Source organism: Pseudoalteromonas ulvae UL12 (genome assembly GCF_014925405.1).
GTDB classification, from domain to species: Bacteria; Pseudomonadota; Gammaproteobacteria; order Enterobacterales; family Alteromonadaceae; genus Pseudoalteromonas; species Pseudoalteromonas ulvae.
In genome coordinates, this window is sequence record NZ_AQHJ01000027.1 from 251,013 (window position 1) to 269,210 (window position 18,198).

General features: G+C 40.4%; 16 protein-coding genes. 9 read left to right on the forward strand and 7 right to left on the reverse strand.

All coding sequences use genetic code 11. From position 1 onward, the window contains the following. The first annotated feature begins 63 nt into the window (after positions 1-63). The 5 genes from PULV_RS09230 (at position 64) to PULV_RS09250 (ending at position 5,307) form a co-directional block, all read left to right on the forward strand. On the forward strand, positions 64-2,541 hold the full coding sequence (locus tag PULV_RS09230) for a PAS domain-containing protein (protein ID WP_193331529.1): 2,478 nt from the start codon (positions 64-66) through the stop codon (positions 2,539-2,541). Continuing rightward, a complete protein-coding gene (locus PULV_RS09235) occupies positions 2,541-2,765 on the forward strand; it encodes an ATP-binding protein (RefSeq protein WP_193331530.1) in 225 nt (74 codons plus the stop codon). Before PULV_RS09230 ends, PULV_RS09235 begins: the two co-directional genes overlap by 1 nt. Continuing rightward, positions 2,765-3,187 carry a response regulator gene (locus PULV_RS09240; protein ID WP_086743776.1) on the forward strand — a complete coding sequence of 141 codons (423 nt, stop codon included), beginning with the start codon at positions 2,765-2,767 and terminating at the stop codon, positions 3,185-3,187. The genes PULV_RS09235 and PULV_RS09240 overlap by 1 nt, the downstream gene beginning before the upstream one ends. A 45-nt stretch (positions 3,188-3,232) precedes the next feature. Next, a complete protein-coding gene (locus tag PULV_RS09245; protein ID WP_086743777.1) occupies positions 3,233-4,177 on the forward strand; it encodes a GGDEF domain-containing protein in 945 nt (314 codons plus the stop codon). A 167-nt stretch (positions 4,178-4,344) separates the two neighbouring features. Then, on the forward strand, positions 4,345-5,307 hold the full coding sequence (locus PULV_RS09250) for a hypothetical protein (RefSeq protein WP_193331531.1): 963 nt from the start codon (positions 4,345-4,347) through the stop codon (positions 5,305-5,307). Positions 5,308-5,313: 6 nt separating this feature from the next. On the opposite strand, the gene PULV_RS09255 is transcribed toward PULV_RS09250, so the two are convergent. The 3 genes from PULV_RS09255 to PULV_RS09265 all read right to left on the reverse strand — a co-directional run bounded on the left by PULV_RS09255 (position 5,314) and on the right by PULV_RS09265 (position 8,506). After that, on the reverse strand, positions 5,314-6,921 hold the full coding sequence (locus tag PULV_RS09255) for a GAF domain-containing hybrid sensor histidine kinase/response regulator (protein ID WP_193331532.1): 1,608 nt from the start codon (positions 6,919-6,921) through the stop codon (positions 5,314-5,316). A 63-nt stretch (positions 6,922-6,984) separates the two neighbouring features. Further along, positions 6,985-7,914: a glycosyltransferase family 2 protein gene (locus PULV_RS09260; protein WP_193331533.1), complete on the reverse strand. Its 930-nt coding sequence runs from the start codon at positions 7,912-7,914 to the stop codon at positions 6,985-6,987. 139 nt (positions 7,915-8,053) lie between these two features. Continuing rightward, positions 8,054-8,506: an Hsp20 family protein gene (locus tag PULV_RS09265; protein ID WP_193331534.1), complete on the reverse strand. Its 453-nt coding sequence runs from the start codon at positions 8,504-8,506 to the stop codon at positions 8,054-8,056. Between the two features lie 351 nt (positions 8,507-8,857). Here PULV_RS09265 and PULV_RS09270 point away from each other — a divergent pair, with 351 nt between their 5' ends. Further along, positions 8,858-10,042, forward strand: coding sequence for a DUF3095 domain-containing protein (locus PULV_RS09270; protein ID WP_193331535.1), 1,185 nt, complete (start codon positions 8,858-8,860; stop codon positions 10,040-10,042). 2 nt (positions 10,043-10,044) lie between these two features. Further along, a complete protein-coding gene (locus tag PULV_RS09275) occupies positions 10,045-10,569 on the forward strand; it encodes a TlpA family protein disulfide reductase (protein WP_193331536.1) in 525 nt (174 codons plus the stop codon). A gap of 42 nt (positions 10,570-10,611) precedes the next feature. Here the strand turns inward: PULV_RS09275 and PULV_RS09280 are convergent, their stop codons facing one another. Beyond that, a complete protein-coding gene (locus tag PULV_RS09280; protein ID WP_193331537.1) occupies positions 10,612-12,642 on the reverse strand; it encodes a hybrid sensor histidine kinase/response regulator in 2,031 nt (676 codons plus the stop codon). Positions 12,643-12,910: 268 nt separating this feature from the next. Between PULV_RS09280 and PULV_RS09285 the strand changes: the two genes are divergently transcribed. Continuing rightward, a complete protein-coding gene (locus PULV_RS09285) occupies positions 12,911-13,810 on the forward strand; it encodes a gluconeogenesis factor YvcK family protein (RefSeq protein ID WP_193331538.1) in 900 nt (299 codons plus the stop codon). Positions 13,811-13,814: 4 nt separating this feature from the next. On the opposite strand, the gene PULV_RS09290 is transcribed toward PULV_RS09285, so the two are convergent. After that, on the reverse strand, positions 13,815-14,138 hold the full coding sequence (locus PULV_RS09290; RefSeq protein WP_193331539.1) for an Hpt domain-containing protein: 324 nt from the start codon (positions 14,136-14,138) through the stop codon (positions 13,815-13,817). Positions 14,139-14,170: 32 nt separating this feature from the next. Here PULV_RS09290 and PULV_RS09295 point away from each other — a divergent pair, with 32 nt between their 5' ends. Then, positions 14,171-15,223: a glycosyltransferase family 4 protein gene (locus PULV_RS09295; RefSeq protein ID WP_193331540.1), complete on the forward strand. Its 1,053-nt coding sequence runs from the start codon at positions 14,171-14,173 to the stop codon at positions 15,221-15,223. A 39-nt stretch (positions 15,224-15,262) separates the two neighbouring features. Here the strand turns inward: PULV_RS09295 and PULV_RS09300 are convergent, their stop codons facing one another. Both PULV_RS09300 and PULV_RS09305 read right to left on the reverse strand, forming a co-directional pair. Continuing rightward, positions 15,263-16,666, reverse strand: coding sequence for a sigma-54-dependent transcriptional regulator (locus tag PULV_RS09300; RefSeq protein ID WP_086743788.1), 1,404 nt, complete (start codon positions 16,664-16,666; stop codon positions 15,263-15,265). 45 nt (positions 16,667-16,711) lie between these two features. After that, the gene (locus PULV_RS09305; protein WP_193331541.1) at positions 16,712-18,190 is read right to left on the reverse strand and encodes a SpoIIE family protein phosphatase; all 1,479 of its coding nucleotides are present in this window, start codon (positions 18,188-18,190) and stop codon (positions 16,712-16,714) included. Positions 18,191-18,198 lie beyond the last annotated feature (8 nt).

Below are 18,198 nucleotides of genomic sequence, written 5' to 3' on the forward strand. Positions count from 1 at the left end.
GATTAAAAATACAACAAATACGCTACGCTTAATTGAACGTAACCGCTTACAAGGAGAGTATGAATGCAAACACCTCTTGAGGCTTTTTTCAACTCGAGTTACATGCCCCACGGCCACTGCTATTTATGGCAGCCTGGTATTTTATGGGTGAATGTTCTTTCAGATTTATTGATTGCCACCGCCTACTTTTCAATCCCTATTGCACTATGGATATTTGTTAAACAACGCAAAGATTTAAGGTTCAAAGGTATTTTCATTTTATTTGCTTTGTTCATCCTATGCTGTGGTATTACACATTTATTTTCTATTTATACCATTTGGCATGGCTCTTATGGCGTGCATGGCATTTTAAAAGCAATTACCGCTATTATTTCAATAACCACAGCTCTCATTCTATTTAAAAACATTAACACACTGCTCGCTATTCCTTCGGCTCAACAATTAGAAGAAGCTATTAATCGTGCTGCTACGGAAAAATCACGACGCGCACATGCAGAGCAAACCCAAAAATCAGAGGCGATTTTTAAGTTTGCATTAGAGTTACTTCCAACAGGGTTACTCATTATAGATACCAATCAAACCATCCGAGTAGTGAATAATGCACTCGCTAAACTTTTTGAATATGAACCTGATGAATTAGTTGGTATGCCTTTAGCTGCTTTGCTCAACGATGAGCAAGCCAAATTTCATCACGTATTAACACAAAGCTATTTAAACCAACCCGAGCAAGCGCATGCTATGGCATCAGGTCGGACAGTAAGAGGGAAAACAAAATATGGAAACGAAGTATGGGTCGAAGTGAGTCTGTCTACGCATGACTTCAACAATGAAAAGCATGTTTTTGCGAGTGTCAACAATACATACGAAACAATCAGCGACCTCAATTTTGTCTTCGAAAAATCCAATCGATTACAGCGAGTAATTGATGCCACCGAAGATGGCATCTGGGAATGGAATATCCAAAGTAATGATGTGTGGTATTCAAACCGATTAATGCACATGCTAGGAGTTAACCCTGATACAACAAAAGCAGACTTTAATCTATGGCGTGAACATATTCACCCAGATGATAAAGACAGAGTGCTTGAAGCATTAGAGCAGCATGTAACTCAACAACAAAAGTATGATGTTACATATAGAGGGCAAGTGTCACCGGAGCAATATCAATGGGTCCGAGCAAGAGGAAACACTATTTTTGATACTGATAACCAGCCATTATTAATGTCAGGAACACTAACTAATGTAAATTATTTAAAAGAGCTCGAAATCGAAATAAGTGAAAAAAGTCGGTTCTTAAATGCCATTTTAAACAAATCTCTCAGTGGTATGTTTATCTATGATCTGCCTTTGCAGCGCATCACCTTTGTTAATAAACAGTTTTGTGAAATAACCGGTTATAACTTTAAACAACTTGAAATCATACAAAGTCAGAAGAGCTTTATCGAATTGATTCATCCTGACGATCAAGTAATGTTACAAACGCAATTTAACGACTTGTTCACTAATCAAAACAGTGAAGCTAACTCACTTGAATTTCGGATCCAGCATCAAAATGGGCATTGGGTATGGTGCTTTTGTAAACAATCTGTCTATTCGTTCAATGACCTGCACCTGGTCAAAGAAATCATTGGTACTTTCTTTGACATCTCTGATCAAAAAGAACAGAAAGATAAGATCCGTTCTTTATCACAAGACTTTTATACTACATTCGAACAAGCCGCAGTAGGGATAGCACATGTTGGTTTGGATGGTTCTTGGCTCAAAGCGAATAAAAAAATATGTGAAATACTCGAGTATAACTTAGTAGAATTGCTCAGTTTGAACTTTCAAAAAATTACCCACCCTGATGACCTCGATGAAGATCTAGAATTAGTAGCAACATTAATGTCTGGAGAGCAAACACAATACTCCATTGAAAAACGTTATATTTGTAAGAGTGGTCGTGTTATTTGGGCTTATTTGACCGTTTCGTTAGTGATAGATGAATGGGATAATCCCAGCCATTTTATTTCAGTCATTGAAGATATTACTGAACGAAAAGAAGTCGAAAGTGCACTAGCAGAATCAAATCTAGCGCTGGAAAAGTTCGCTTATTCAGCCTCTCATGACTTGCAAGAACCTTTACGTAAAATCAGTGCATTTTCTGATAGTTTAAGTGACAGATTAGTCGGAAAATTAAGTGATCCTGATGCCGTATACGAACTTAGCCGTATCACCGATGCGGCCAGTCGCATGCGCGGTATGATTAATAGTTTATTGCAACTTTCCCGCTACTCTAAACACCAACTACATAAAGAACAACTGCAATTTTCTGGCCTAGTTGAACTGCTCAAAGAAGATCTTTCGCAAGCTATCAAAGAGAGCCAATGTACTATACTGCTTGAACAAGATTTCATCATTGATGCGGATTTGAATAGCTTTTTACAAGTATTACGTAATTTAGTCACTAATAGTATTCGCTATCGAGATGAATCTCGGGCACTGGTGGTTACTTTTTCCAGCCAAACCATTAACGATAAACTAATGTTAACGATAAACTAATGTTAACGATAACAGACAATGGCATTGGGTTTGATCAAAAGTACGCTTCTGATATTTTTCAACCCTTTAAACGTTTAGCGCCCAATAAGATTCTGGGATATGGTATGGGGTTAGCTATTTGCAAACAGATAATCAGAGCCCATGAGGGTGATATAAAAGCAAATAGCCATCAATCTCTTGGGTGTGAATTTATCATCACACTACCGACAAAAGGAGTGGTTTAATGAGCGATTGTTTTAGAATTTTGTTTGTTGATGACGACGCTGATGATCAATACCTAGTACAACGCGCACTAGAAAAAATAACCTATCGTATTGAGCTCGTGTGTTTAAGTTCGGCTAATGAGCTGTTCACATTTTTGGAAAAACCAACAGAGCCCGTTAAGCAGCTTATTTTGCTCGACCTGAATCTGCCCATGATTAGTGGGTACGAAGCATTAAAAAAAGTTAAACAATCAAAACAGTTTTGTAGTACCCCTTGTATTATTTATTCAACCTCTCAATCGAGTCGAGATATCGCAGATTCATACCAGGTTGGAGCCAACTCATTTATTATTAAACCCGATACATTTACTGAAACAGTCAATATTTTGCAGGATTTATGTGATTACTGGTTTGGTATCGTCACATTAAAAGGCAGTAATTAAAATGTACTATGCCCTCCAGTTATTTTTTCATAAGGATTTGAACCTATGCTAGTTTCACCAACATTAACTCTCGGACAACACCATGTAGACTTTAGTGTGTTAGTTATTGAAGATAACTTCGATGATTTTTATTTAGTTCGTCAAATGCTGGCTAAAGATCTTCGTAAAACCTATGAGCTGTTGCATGCCCAATCACTTGAAGAAGCCCAACTCACCTTAGAGCACGCCAAGCCTGATCTTATATTACTAGATTTGGGGCTCGAACAAACACAAGGACTGCAAACCTTAACGGCTCTACAAGAACAGAGCACGGATCTGCCTGTGATTGTTTTTACTGGCGTTGATGATGAAGATTTAGGAGAGCAAGCCATTAAAATGGGCGCAGAAGATTATTTGCCCAAAGCGCAAGCCAATAGCGCGATTCTCTCGCGCGCCATTTCCTATGCAGTGGAGCGACATAGTCTGTTAACTAAAATCCAGCAACAAGCCTGGGTTGATACCCTAACGGGGTTAGCTAATCGCCCCGCACTATTTCAATATTTAACAACTCAAATCAACAATTCAAATAGGAATAAACAGTCTATTACCGTTGTGATGATTGATCTCGATGGATTTAAAGCCATTAACGATAAATTTGGCCATCAAGCGGGTGATGATGTCTTAATCACGATAGCAAATCGACTAGAAGAACATAAACGTGTCAATGATTTTGTTGCGCGATTAGGTGGAGATGAATTTATTTGGGTCTTAATTGGCTGCGAGCCAAAAGAAAAAACCCTTGATTTAATTGAACATAAGCTAAAGTTGATTAATCATGATATTCCCCTTGAGCTAGATCTGCACCAGTCGATCACGGCACGTGTTGGGGCCAGTATTGGTGTCGCTATGTGGGAATCAGAAAACAACCCGCAAGCACTTATTAATCGTGCTGATAAAGCCATGTACCAAAGCAAACATCATGGTAAAAATCAAATTCACTTTGCAGAATAATACATGGGTCACCGACATTTTTTACACACCCCTTAGTCTAAACCGTACGTGTAATGTGCCTGATTCGACCACCACACTCTCAAGCACAAGTAACTACGCCCTACTGACAGTCGGCGTTAAAAACGCTATTCTCTGCAATCTTATACATTATCACAGTGTTGAAAACCATGCTGACTAAGAAGCTGATACATTGTTTACTTCTCTTACTGTTACTCACTCAAATGGGCTGTACTGCTCGCGAACAGGGAATTAATGCCAATAACATTTCAGTTAAAGAGTTATCGGCCACCGTGCTCAATCACCAACAAGTTCATTTCAAGCCTCTCGCTCATCCACCGCAAGCGTTAAAGGAAACCTCAGGGCTAGCACTCTTTAACAATCAACTATGGAGTATCAATGATAGTGGAGATACCCCCACTCTTTATGGCTTATCGGCTGAATTAAACACAATAGAGCAAAAAGTGACACTCAATCAGGCCACAAACAAAGATTGGGAATCGTTAGCCAGTGATAACGATCATTTATACATCGCAGATTGTGGCAATAATTCAGGGGCGCGTAATCAATTCACCCTTTACCAAGTACCGTGGCAGTCTATTAACGAAGCAAAACAGCACACCATCGAACCGTCATTAGCGATTGTGTTTAGTTACTTAAATAAACCGGCTCAGCTAAAAAAATACCAACATAATTTTGACTGTGAGGCGATCACCTTAGTGAATGATACTATGTGGTTATTTTCTAAAAACTGGGAAAATAACTACACAGACTTATATCACGTGCCATTAAGCGAAGGCTCTCAATCAATAGCCTCTCAGGCTACGTATAATATTAATGGTTTAATCACTGCGGCCGATTATCATCCAAAAACTCAGCAGCTCGCGTTATTGGGTTACAGTAAAAATCGCTTGTTTGGCCATGCTTTTGTTTGGTTATTCGATGTAAGAGATAATAAGGTTGTTACAACAACTGCCCAGTATTACCAGCTCCCCTTGTACGCGCAATGGGAAGGGATCGTGTGGCAAAATGACAAGCAACTTATTATTAGCACAGAGCAAAGCCCGCTTTCTAAAGTCATGATTGCTCAGTTAACACTGAGCTTAAATGAACCAAATAAACAGCCCTTCTAGGGCTTTTTATTGATGAGATTGCAAGGTTTGATTAATCACATTTATTAAAACTGCCCGCTCCATAGGCTTACTTATAAAACCATCAAACCCTTCTTTTAAATAATCACTTGAAAAGACGTCAGCCGTTAACGCGATGATAGGTGTATCGACACCAGCATCTCGGATTTGCTGCAACGCTTGATAACCCGAAATACCGGGTAACTGAATGTCCATAAAAATGCATTCGTAAGCTTGCTCTGTAGCCAATGACACTCCTTCCTCACCAGTTGCTGCCATGGTGACGATACAGCCAAGAGATTGAAATAAAGCTTGCGCAACCATTTGGTTAAGTGGGTTATCTTCGACGATTAGAACATTAAGTGAAGAGGCTATCAGCTGTTTATTGGGATTTCTTTGTTCTGTAATCTTAGTTGAAGCAGCTCCTTGCCCAAGATAAAACTTAATATGGGTTCCCTTTCCTTCTTCACTTTGCACATGCAACGTCCCACCCATTAACTCAATAAATCCTTTACACAGACATAGGCCAATCCCGGTTCCGCCACGCTGATGGTTTCCCACTTGCTGATATTTTGAAAAAAGCTTTGCTTGATCTGCAGCACTGATGCCAATTCCCTCATCAATAACTTCAAAGCAGATTTCTTGGTTGGATGACAGTGAGACTTTGACTGTGATATGTTGTCCTGCATCTGAAAACTTAATACTGTTATTCATTAAATTAACCAGCACTTCAGCCAGTTTTGAACGATCAACGCTCAAGGTAGCAGGAAGGTTATCAGCTAAGTCTAATCTCAGTTCAATACCCGATTTTTTTGCTTCACTGGCCAGCATGCCATGGATATCTCGCAAAAACGTAGCCAAAATAACGACTTCGTTGGCTAATTCCATTTTTCCTGCTTCAATTTTATTTAAGTCCAACACGCTATTGATCACAGACAGTAAGTGCTTGCCACTAAAGCTGATGTGGCGAACATACTCGGCCGCCTCATCAGGTAAGTTATAATCAGATTCTCGCTCAATCAAAATATCACTGAAGCCAATAATGGCATTTAAAGGAGTGCGAATTTCGTGGCTAATTCGAGACAGAAAGTCAGTTTTGTTTTGATTGGCTTGCGCGAGTGAGAGCATTGTTTTACGCAGCTCTAATTGTGCAATAACTTCGCGACCTAAAATGGTGAGAGCCTTTTTCTGTTTATCTGTCAGCTTTTTAGGTTTATCACTAATCGCACAGAGTGTCCCTATTGGCTGACCATTTGGCGCAACGAGTTGGGTGCCTGCATAAAAACGGATTTCAGGGCCTGCTGTAACCAGAGGGTTATCAGCAAAACGTTCATCTTCTAATGCATTACATACTTCAAACAAATCCTGCTGTAAAATCGCATGGGAACAAAATGCGATATCGCGCTCTGTTTCACTCACATCTAAACCCACTTTGGCCTTAAACCATTGCCTGTCAGGGTCAACTAGGCTGATTAGAGCTATCGGCGTGTCACAAATTTCAGATGCCAACTGGGTTAGTTCATCGAAAACAATTTCTCCATCAGTATCGAGAATATCGTAACTGAATAACGTTTTCAGCCTGAGGTTCTCATCAGATGGTTTTGCAGCTATTTGCATGGTTTATCCCGTACTCGTTGAATCAGTCCTAACTACATTATTGTAGATATATCAAGATAATGTCTACTCAGACAAGGATGTTTTTTCACTGGGCTTATATTCAGCATATTTCATTCCAAATAAACCCAGTACGGTGCCAAAAGACGAGCAAAATCGGAGCGTCGCAGCAAACCCAAGTCCCTTATCAGCACAACATAAGGCTTTAAGGGCTAGCCTACACGCATCTAAAAATCGATAACCGCTATAAATCGGTGTTAATAAAATACTTTTAAGCAGCCCATGTTGTTTAAGCATCACCCGTGTCGCGCCCTGTCCAAGTCGAATACCACGTAATGCAAACCAACCTAGGTGACTTCGCGACTCAGGGTGTAACTCGATGACTTTTGCATCTTGGGCATAGGCAATTTTAAAACCGAGCTGTTTTGTCCGTAAACAATAGTCGTAATCTTCTGACCCCGTTTGATTAAATCGTAAATCAAACATGCCGACTTGCTCAATCACACGACGTGTTAGTAGTGTATTATTGGTATAAAAAAAACGAACTTCTTCGCCTTGAGATTGCGCCATTGGCTTTGGATAGAGTGCATGAACTAAAAACTGCTTACTCGGATCTTCAGGAGTTGATAGCACATCACTGCACACAATATCTGCATGTGTTTGAACCTGTGTTTTCAATAAATTAGCCAACCAATCATCGTGTTGTGGCCATTCATCGTCATCAATCCACACCAAAGCATCCGCATCAGTCACGAGAAAGCTCTCCAAACACTTGTTTCGCGCATGCACAACGCCTTGTTGTTGCTCATGGCAGAGGGTAATAGCTAAAGAGTCAGCAAATCGCTCGACCACAGTAGTGACTGAAGAATTGGCTGCATTATCAGTAATAATGACCTGATATGGCTTGACTGATTGTGTCGATAAAGACGACAACAGAGTCGCGAGTAGCGCTTCTCGCTGATAAGTGGTAATACAAATTGCAGGCTTAGATACCATATGAAACCTAAATTAATACAATAAATTAGTTTAAGTCTGGTTCAATTTAAGTTTTTAGCCATATTTAACTCAGATTAAGACAAAAAACGCCCATCAAAGATGAGCGTTTTCAGGGAAAAATGACTGATATATTGAGCTTTTAATTGACGTTTTCAAGCAGTTTGCTTGTGCCTATGGCTATTTTGCGAGGTTTAAGTGCCTCTGGAATTTTGCGTTCTAATTCAACATAAAGTAAGCCATTTTCTAAATTAGCCCCCACGACATTTACGTGGTCACCTAATTGAAATCTACGTTCGAAGTTTCGCTCTGCGATCCCTTGGTGAATAAAGTTGCGCTCTGGCTTATCGGCGTTTTTGTCCGCTTTCACACCCGTGACTTTAAGGGTATTGTTTTCGGTTTCAATGTGTAGTTCATTATCATTAAAACCTGCCACGGCCATGGTAATTAAATATTTATCTTCAGCGATCAGTTCAATATTGTAAGGAGGAAAGCTCGGTTGCTTGTCGGTTCTTGCTGCTGCATCCATCAATGATGCTAAATGATCAAATCCAATAAATGAACGATAAAGTGGTGATAAATCTACTGTACGCATAATGATATCCTCATATAAAGCGATATAAAATTTTCTGCCATTCACAATGAACTGGCATAATATTGTTAACCATTACTTTTGGTTGGAAATGGTAAAGGCCCATCAGGCGCCTTCAATAAACTTAATATGGTCACGCATTATCTTTTCAAGAAAAAACCACAAAAGATTTTCATATAAATTTTAACCCACTGATTTTAATGGTTTTGTTTTTAGAGCTTGATTAATGCCGATTTGGTTTTTATTCCCTTGTTGTTTTATCGCGACACTGAGAAATAGCTAATTCACCTCGCTTCTGGCAGTGAGTTGTTTATAGTGTGTATTTGGGTGACTCATTTAATCATAAGGTCTATCGTGCAAGACACTGATCATTTTTATCAACAGCTCACTGGATTTTCTAATTTTGAAAATCTAACTGACACACGCTATTACCAGCCCCTTCCTGATAATTGGAGTGTGGTGGTGACCGATGTAGAAGGCTCAACTCACGCCATTGAGCAAGGTCGCTATAAAGAGGTCAATGCTGTCGGCGTGGCTTCAATTGTCGCACTGCTCAATAACCTAAAACCACTCAGCGTACCCTATGTATTTGGCGGAGATGGCGCCACATTATGCTTTCCTGATAGTTGTATTCAACAAGTCACTCAAGCACTGTGTGCCGCAAAAGAATTAGCCCGTACTCAATTTGGCTTAACATTACGAACTGGACTTGTCCCTATTGGGACGCTTCGGGCAATGAATGCAGACGTGTTGGTCGCAAAATATCAACCCCATTCGAGTTTCCAACAAGCCATGTTTAGCGCAGAAGGGCTAGGCACAGCCGAAAAGCTCATCAAAGACTCAACAGATAATAATCCCTATTTAATTGATGGCGATGCACCAGAAAATCACTCGTTATTTGAAGGATTTGAATGTCGCTGGAATGAAGTGCCAACACCCCATCAAGAAAACATTAGCTTGCTGATCCAAGTCACAGATAAACACGCTGACCAAAACCAGCTCTACAAAGAGATCATTGCCCATATTCGCCGCATCTATATTTCGGAGCAGCACTATCACCCCCTTCGCGAAAATAGCCTATCCCTCACCCACTCATTTAAGCTATTATCCATCGAAAGTCGCATCCGAAACCGCCTTGCAAACGGATGGCAAAAAATATCTTATTTTTTGAAATTACAATACCTTCGACTGATTGGTATCTATGTAATGAAGAACAACGTCATAACAGACGCTACGGATTGGGGAGCCTATAAGCATCGTTTAGTGATTAATTCTGATTTTCAAAAATTTGATGAAACATTAAGGATGATTATTTCTGGCACCCACCAGCAAGGAGAGCAATTAAAAAGCTTGTTGTTAGAGTATCAAAACAATAATCACATCGCTTTTGGCCTCCATCAAAGTCATGCCTCACTCATCACTTGCATGGTTAACGATTACGACAAAGATCACATTCACTTTGTTGATGGCGCCAATGGCGGGTATGCACTCGCTGCATTACAACTCAAACAACAACTTAAAAAAATGAAAGCCAATTAACGATGACTCTGCGTAAAAAAAACGATTTATCTGTGACCTTAAAAAAAATACTCCGTGGGCTCGGACAGTGCCTGATTGGAGTCATAATTTATTACGCGATTAGTTCCTACCAACAACGGCATTTAATCACAACAGGCACACTGGCCCCATCGTTTCATTTACCGCAATTACAGCAAACAAGGTGGTTCGATAGTAAAGAGCTAGCCGAAAAAACCAGTATTATTTATTTTTTTGCACCTTGGTGCCAAGTCTGTAAGCTCAGCGCCAGTAATCTAAATACATTAGATAATCAAAAACTCAATGTGATCATGATAGCCTTAGATTACCAACACACCGAAGAAGTGAGTCAGTTTGTGGAAGAACTTGACTTATCCATGCCCATTTTGCTGGGTAATAACACGCTCAAACAACAATTTAATATCTCAGCTTATCCGACCTATTATGTGCTCGACAAAGAACAACGGATCATTGGCCATTCTATGGGCTATTCGACCGAGTTAGGACTAAAACTCAGAAGTTTGCAGTAACTTCGTTGTACTAAAAATTGCTTGAATGAGTGTATAAAGCCGTTAGTGCGCTTTGGCATAATGAGCGACTTTCTGTGCTAACAATCGGCTATCAACAGGTTTAGTAAGCACGTCATTCATACCCACGTCTAAGCACAACTGCTTATCCGCCAAGCTCGCGTTGGCCGTTAACGCCACTATGGGTAATTGCACGTCAGTAAATGTTTCACGAATCAGTTTTGTCGCTGTAAGGCCATCCATCACTGGCATCATCATATCCATTAGCACCAAATCATAAGAGTGCGCCTTAGATAAGATTACCGCCACCTCGCCATTTTCAGCCAGTGTGACATGATGATTCCGCTTCTCAAGTAAAGCCTTTATCACCATCTGATTCGCTAAGTTATCTTCGGCCACCAAAATACTCAATCGAGCAACCTTTTGCTCCGCAAGACTCTTATTGGGTGAGTCAGATTGTTCGGCGGCCTGGTAGGGTAAATAAAAATAAAACTCCGTGAACTGTCCCAACTCACTCCGACATTGAATATCACCTTGCATCAAATTCAACAGTTGCTTGGCAATGCTTAATCCAAGCCCAACGCCTTCGTGGCGTCGCTGACTTGATGAATTAGCTTGTGTAAAAGGTTTAAACAATTGGCTTATAGTGTACGCATTCATTCCTATGCCCGTATCGCGAATAGTGAAAGTGATATCTTGATCAACTTTATCTACGCAAAGCGACACAGACCCGTGGCGAGTGAATTTAAAAGCATTGCCGAGCACATTAAACAATACCTGAGCTAGGCGGTGTGCATCACCCATAATTAAAGTCGGTACTGATGATGATATCGATACATTAAACGCTAAACCTTGTTTCACTGATTGCGTTTCAAACTGCTTAGTGATGTTGTTTATCAATCGTTCAAGATTAACAACATTAGATTCTAACTCGATGGTGCCGGATTCTATCTTTGCAAAATCCAACGTATCTGAAATAACTGTTAATAATAACCCGGTACTACTACGAATATATTCTAAATACTCTAGCTGCTGTTCATTCACACCCGTGTCTTCAAGCAATTCAAGCATACCTATAATGGCATTCATTGGGGTGCGAATTTCATGGGACATCACAGCAAGAAAGCGAGACTTAGCCGCACTGGCTTGCTCAGCTTTTTCTTTTGCGGCTTGAATTTCAAACTCCCGATGCTTGATATACGAAATATCTTTGCCTATGCCTAAATAACCACAAAATTGATCGCGTTCATCAAACTGCGCACGACCACTGAGTGAAATCCAAAAGTCTTGCCCATGTGCACCTTTTACTTCGTACTCAAAATCGATTACCGGCTCACGCTGATTCAAAATATGTAAAAAATGCCCCCATTTTTTTAATTGAGTACTTTCATTTTGACTTCGAAGCTCGACCGGCGTTTTCCCTAAAAAATGTTGATATTTATTGTGCTTAATCTCATTATCACTATTCGATAAATAGACATACTTTAATTCGTCATCGATTTCCCAAAACCAATCAGACGCAAGCTCTGCATAAGTTTTAAATCGCTGCTCACTATTTTTTAATGCCGACGTACGCTCTTTAACCAGCAAACTCAAAGCATGTTGTTGTTGAACTTGTAAAAATAAACTTTTAAAAACGGCTTCAAGTGCCAATAATTTGGAACGATCGATTAAGCTCAAGGTGCTATCAGGGGAAAGGTGAAATAAAATGATGCCTTTGTGATCAGCAAAATGAAGACCAAATATCAATACCTTTTGCCAATCGTTTCTTATCGTTTCAGGCTGAGTCATAAACTCCAAGTCTTGTGTGACATCATCAATGACCACCACTTTTTCATGAAAAGCCCGTTCAAAAAGCTCACAAATAGGCCAAGTCAATTGGGTATAGGCTGACTCAGTAGAAATAAGCGTATTGAGCTGCTGATCGGCAGCTAACGCCAAAATACTCATACTTTGACAGGGCAACAATGCATGCAAATTTATTTTTAAACTCAACAAAGCTTCATCATTATTGCGAGCCGCGCACATATCATCCAACAAACTAAAAATAAACTGAGTAGTGAAACTCTGTTCCATCACCATGACTCCATTTGAGTGCTTAATGCTTTGCAAATTGCAAAATTTAATCACTAACAAGCAGCCTTCTTGTGCTTACTTGTTTAATTTTTTGAGTTATTAAAGATTAAATTTAGAAAAGATTACCTTATAAAACAATTTTTTAAGACATTATTCAAAGAAATTAACCAACAGATTTGAATAAACTCCTGAACTTGGCCTAAAGCTTGATTAATTTTTCTAAGAGTTAAAACAAGAGAGTCGAAGTTGGTCTCTTAAGGGAGTTCACATGAAGATAGTCTGTATCGGCGGCGGCCATGGCCTAGCCCAAATGCTATTAGCTTTAAAACCTTTAAACGCCGACATTACGGCCATTGTTGCCACAACAGACAATGGTGGTAGTACAGGAGAGATTCGCAAAAACAATAACGTTATTGCGCTTGGCGATATTCGCCGCTGTATCCTCGCGCTTGCAGAGGATAACGACTTACTGGCGGTGATGGCCAAACAACGTTTCGAGCATTGTGGCCAACTGTCAGGTCACAGTTTAGGGAACCTAATGCTGCTTGCTCTGACGCAAATTTCATCTTCTCCCACCGATGCAATTACTTGGCTTTGTCATTTATTAGGTGTTGAACAAACCATTTTACCCATGAGTGACACGCCTGTGGATTTAGTGGCAACCCTTGCCAACGGCAAGCGAGTACTCGGAGAATGCAGTATCGATGCGCTTAAAACAGTACCTGAAACAGTCGCGCTCAACGACATTGTCTTTGCTCCCTTACAAGCGACATCAGCTATTTTAAATGCAGATTATGTTTTTATTGGTCCTGGCAGCGTCTTAACCAGTGTGCTCCCTCCTTTGTTGGTACCGAACATTCAACAGGCTCTGCAAAAAACCCTTGCTTGTCGTGTATTTGTTGAAAACGTCGCAAAAGAGCAAAGTGTCGCAGATTTGCAACCTCTTTCAACCCAAGAATGGCTAAGCCAATTACTTGGTTTTCAATTTAATGATATTACCATCACCACTGACGCGATTTCGCTCATAGACCAGCGTGAGCATACCGAGCAACATAATCCTAAGAATGAGCAACTTCATGATTTAAACACCTTGAATCATGTACTCTCGCAATTTCTAAAACCCAACTATATCAACTCACATGATTTAAGTAATCAAACCCTTCATTAGAGGCTCAGGTGAACTGTATGGCTTGTGAAAACGTCTTGTTAGCAATATCAGGTAGAGTCGCCATAGCTTGGGCCAATGCATCGCGATTACCTGCTTTTGCGCTCATTTCAATTTGTTCGCAAAGGTTGCCAAGAATCAGCGCGCCATATGTTTTGGCTGAACTTTTTAAACTATGGCTAAGTAAAATAACCTGCTGGTCATCAATGGGTAATGCCAGTAACTGTTCAACAATTTTCGTACTTTCATTTATAAACACATTCATCAAACTTTTCGATAATTCGTCACCGACATCCACTTTAAGTTGTTGCACGATTGTTTGTTCAAACATTCTGTACTCCTGTTTTTATCCGAGGTATCAATATGAAAACACGTATAATTCTATTGGTTGATTCTAGTCTATTTGGCGGAATTGAGTCACATTTAGTGCAGCTATCACAATTGCTGGTACACCATAACGTTGCGTTTGAAGTGCTCTTTTATCAACAGCATAATAACCAACAATTTTATCAACAGCTCGAACAACATAACATCAATTTTACTGTACTTTTGGGGACGTTTAGAGCTTTATATCAGTATCTTAAGCAACAAACTCAGCCTATTGTGGTACATACTCATGGCTATAAAGCAGGAATTTTAGGCCGTCTTGCCTGTTTGATACAGCGTAAAGCCGTTGTGTCTACTTTTCATGCTGGAGAAATAGGCTTAGGCCGAGTGAAATATTACAACTTGCTTGACCGGATCAGCAGCATCTTATCCGTCAACTTTGCCGTCTCGCAGCCCATCGCCAAAAAAGTGCATCAAGCCACCTTGATAGCTAACTTTATTAACCCTCGAACCCTACATTATCAGCCTTTAAAATCCGTTATCAATATTGGCTATGTTGGCCGACTATCGAGTGAAAAAGGGCCCGACGTGTTTTTATCATTAGCACAGGCGTGCCAGTATTTGCCGCAGTTTTCATTCCATATTTTTGGAGATGGGCCACTCAAAGAGCAAATTACATCCGTGCCCAGTGTTCATTACCATGGTCAATGTAACAGTGATGAAATCTGGCCAAAATTGGATGTGCTCATCGTCAGTTCCCGCGAAGAAGGCATGCCAATGGTTATTTTGGAAGCAATGAATAATGGCGTCGCCATCATCAGCCATCCTGTAGGTGCAATCCCAACGATTATCGAGAACAATCAAACGGGTCAAATTAGCAAAGGGTTTGGGGCGTCCTGTTTAAAAAATGCGTTATTACATTGGTTTTATTTAGCGGAACCAGTCAAGCAGCAACAAATTTTGGCTGCGCATACAAAGGTCAATCGTGATTTTTGCGGCCAATCGCAATTTAAACAACTCCAACAAGGCTACCACAAAGCCCTTGAAAAAGTGGCTAATCGATTAACCAGCACACACATCACCGATTAAAAAAGGCACCGTTGGTGCCTTTTACTAACATGCCAGCGGTTAAACTGACATTTCTTGCCACTGTTTCATTTTACGATAAATCGTCGATGGGCTGACTTCTAACATTGCTGCAGCACGAGGAATATTGTCATTGGCGACGGCTATCGCTTGTTCTATATAACGTTTTTCGGCTAGCCAAAGCGGCTCTATTTGCGCATCGCCATCACTAAAACGGGCTCTTTTTGATGGCTCAGGGGTTGCGCTAAGGGGCGCTTGCGTTGCCGTATTGATGATATTACCATGCTGTAATTGTGGCAACATCGTCACTTCTATCCAGCCTGACTCGTTTAAAACAACTGTATTTCTGACCACATTTTCTAGCTGTCGCACATTACCAGGCCAATCATAGTTGACTAGATAATGACGCGTGGTCGGCGCCATACCTTGATAGTCTTTTGATTCTTCTTTACTGATTTTTTTAAATAAAAATTCTGCAATTTCAATCACATCCTGTCCACGCTCACGCAACGCGGGTAAAACAATGGGTATTACATGCAAACGATAAAACAAATCTTCTCTAAAGCGCCCTTCATTCACTTCTAAAAGAGGATCGCGATTGGTAGCACATACAAAACGCACATCGACGGACTCGAGCTTTTCACTGCCCACTTTTTGAAAAGTCCCCGTTTGGATAAAGCGCAGTAGTTTACTTTGTAGTTTTAAATCCATTTCGCAGATTTCATCTAAAAACAATGTCCCCCCGTTCGCTTGACCTGCCGCTCCCTCGCGGTTATTGGTCGCACCTGTAAACGCACCTTTAACATGGCCAAATATTTCACTTTCGATTAAATCTTTAGGAATGGCCGCACAATTGAGGGCAATAAACGGAGCTTTCGCTCTGGGGCTGCATTGATGAACGGCACTGGCGCATAGCTCTTTACCTGTACCACTTTCACCGGTAATAAAAACCGTTGCTTTACTGGCTGCGGCACTGTTGATGATCTGATAGACAGACTGCATAATTGGCGAGCTCCCAACCAACTGACAAAAGCGGCCATTGCTATATTGGTTTTGAAAGCTGCTGACTTTTTCAGTTAACGTTTTCAGTTTTAAAGCATTATTTACTGTGACGCGAAAACGCTCTGCATCGATGGGTTTTTCGAGGAAATCAGTCGCGCCAAGGCGAATGGCTTGCACTGCTAATTCTTTACTACCATGACCAGTTAACACCACCACTTGTGGCCGCTCATCAGTGTCTGGTAAAGAGGCTAAAATATCCATGCCATTCATATCTGGCAACATAATATCCAAAATGATCAACTGGGGAGTATGCGTGGCTAAAAAATCCAGCGCCGCTTGTCCTGTGTTAGCAATATGGCTCGTTGTGCCAGTTGGAATTAAATAGGATTGATACATCAAGGCCAACGATTCGGTATCTTCTACAATTAACACCTTTGCTGTCATTCATCACTCCCTTTATTATTTTTATCACTTTTTGAGACCCTCCTCCTAATTAAGTACCACAAGTGAAGAATCGTCAATCTCTTGATGCAAATTAGGAAAACTGTTTTTCCACAGTGCGTTAGCAAAATTATGACCATAATCTGAGGGGCCAATCCGCTGAACAATCTCAAAAACCTGTTTTTCGGCCGTTTGTTCTTTAGAAGCATTTTCAAACCAACCATCAGTATAAAGTAACAAGTGATGCCCATTAGGCAGGTGCTGCTGCGTTATTTGATAACAATGATCTGAGCTTAAGCCTAACAAAGGTTGACTGTCCCCCCAGATATGTCCTTTATGATGTTTATCCACTTCGAGAGGCAACGGGTGACCCGCAGAAATCCAACTAATGCAACGCTCATTAATCTGTAAAACAATTAAAGTCACTAAACTGGCTTGCAGTAATTCTTCCTCATAAATGGCGTGTGAGAGCGCATTCATCATTTTTGCTATATCAGTGGAAACAGCCCCTAAAAACCCTTGAATAAACCCTTTAAGTGCGTAACTTTCTTTTTTAGCTGCTAAACCGTGGCCCATCACATCGGCTAAAATTAAGATGCTGTGTTTTTTATCTGTTTTAAGGAGTAAAAAATCACCACCATTACCACTGACCACACTGCCAAACGGCCACATCGTTAGCTGGCTATTAATCATTTGGTGTTTACAGGCTTCATTATGGCTGGTTTGTGCCTGTTTCATTGCTTGTTGCTGCTTGCGTTTAAGCACCCGATCGCAGACTAAATGGAGTTGAGTTTTCAGTAATGGTTTTAATAAGTAGTCGTCAATATATGATTGATTCGCTTGGTGAATCGTTTCAGGTTGATGATCACTGCTCATCAAAATAATGGCCATTTCTGTACACGTTTTAAAAGCTCTAATTTGCTCAATAACTTCGATAGCCGTTGTGTTTGGGAAATTAAAGTCGGTAATCAATAAATCATTTTGGCTGTGTTTTAAATAATGAAGTGCCTCATCGGGTTCGCTAAACACACTTATTGAGTAACGTTCGCTTAAATAGGCACTTAACAAGGGTAATAAAGTGAGATCATCATCTAAAAGCACGACCTTTTTCTTATTCGTATTTTTAGAGACACTAAAGCTAAACTGATTTTTTCCATCTAGATTAACATACTGATAATCCGGGAAACTATGTCGAATTAATGCCAGTCCCATTCCTCCTTCAACGAGGTCGCCACTGTGCACTTGCCACCCTTCTTTTTCACTGCACATCAACTTAAAATATGGGGTCGGATCAATCAACATTACATTAATGTCTCCTTGTTCTTCACTGATCACTAAGGTGATCGCTTCATCTTCTCCACTGCAATGGCGCAATAAATTCGTTAAGTACTCCGTCATCACTAAACCTGCACTATCAATGTCATTTTCGTCGACTGATAATCCACCCAGTACATGTAGTAAGGCTTGCCTGATCTGACTCACAGCTGGCCAAATCAAATTAAAACGACGATGAAATAAAGTGGCCATTTGAATCT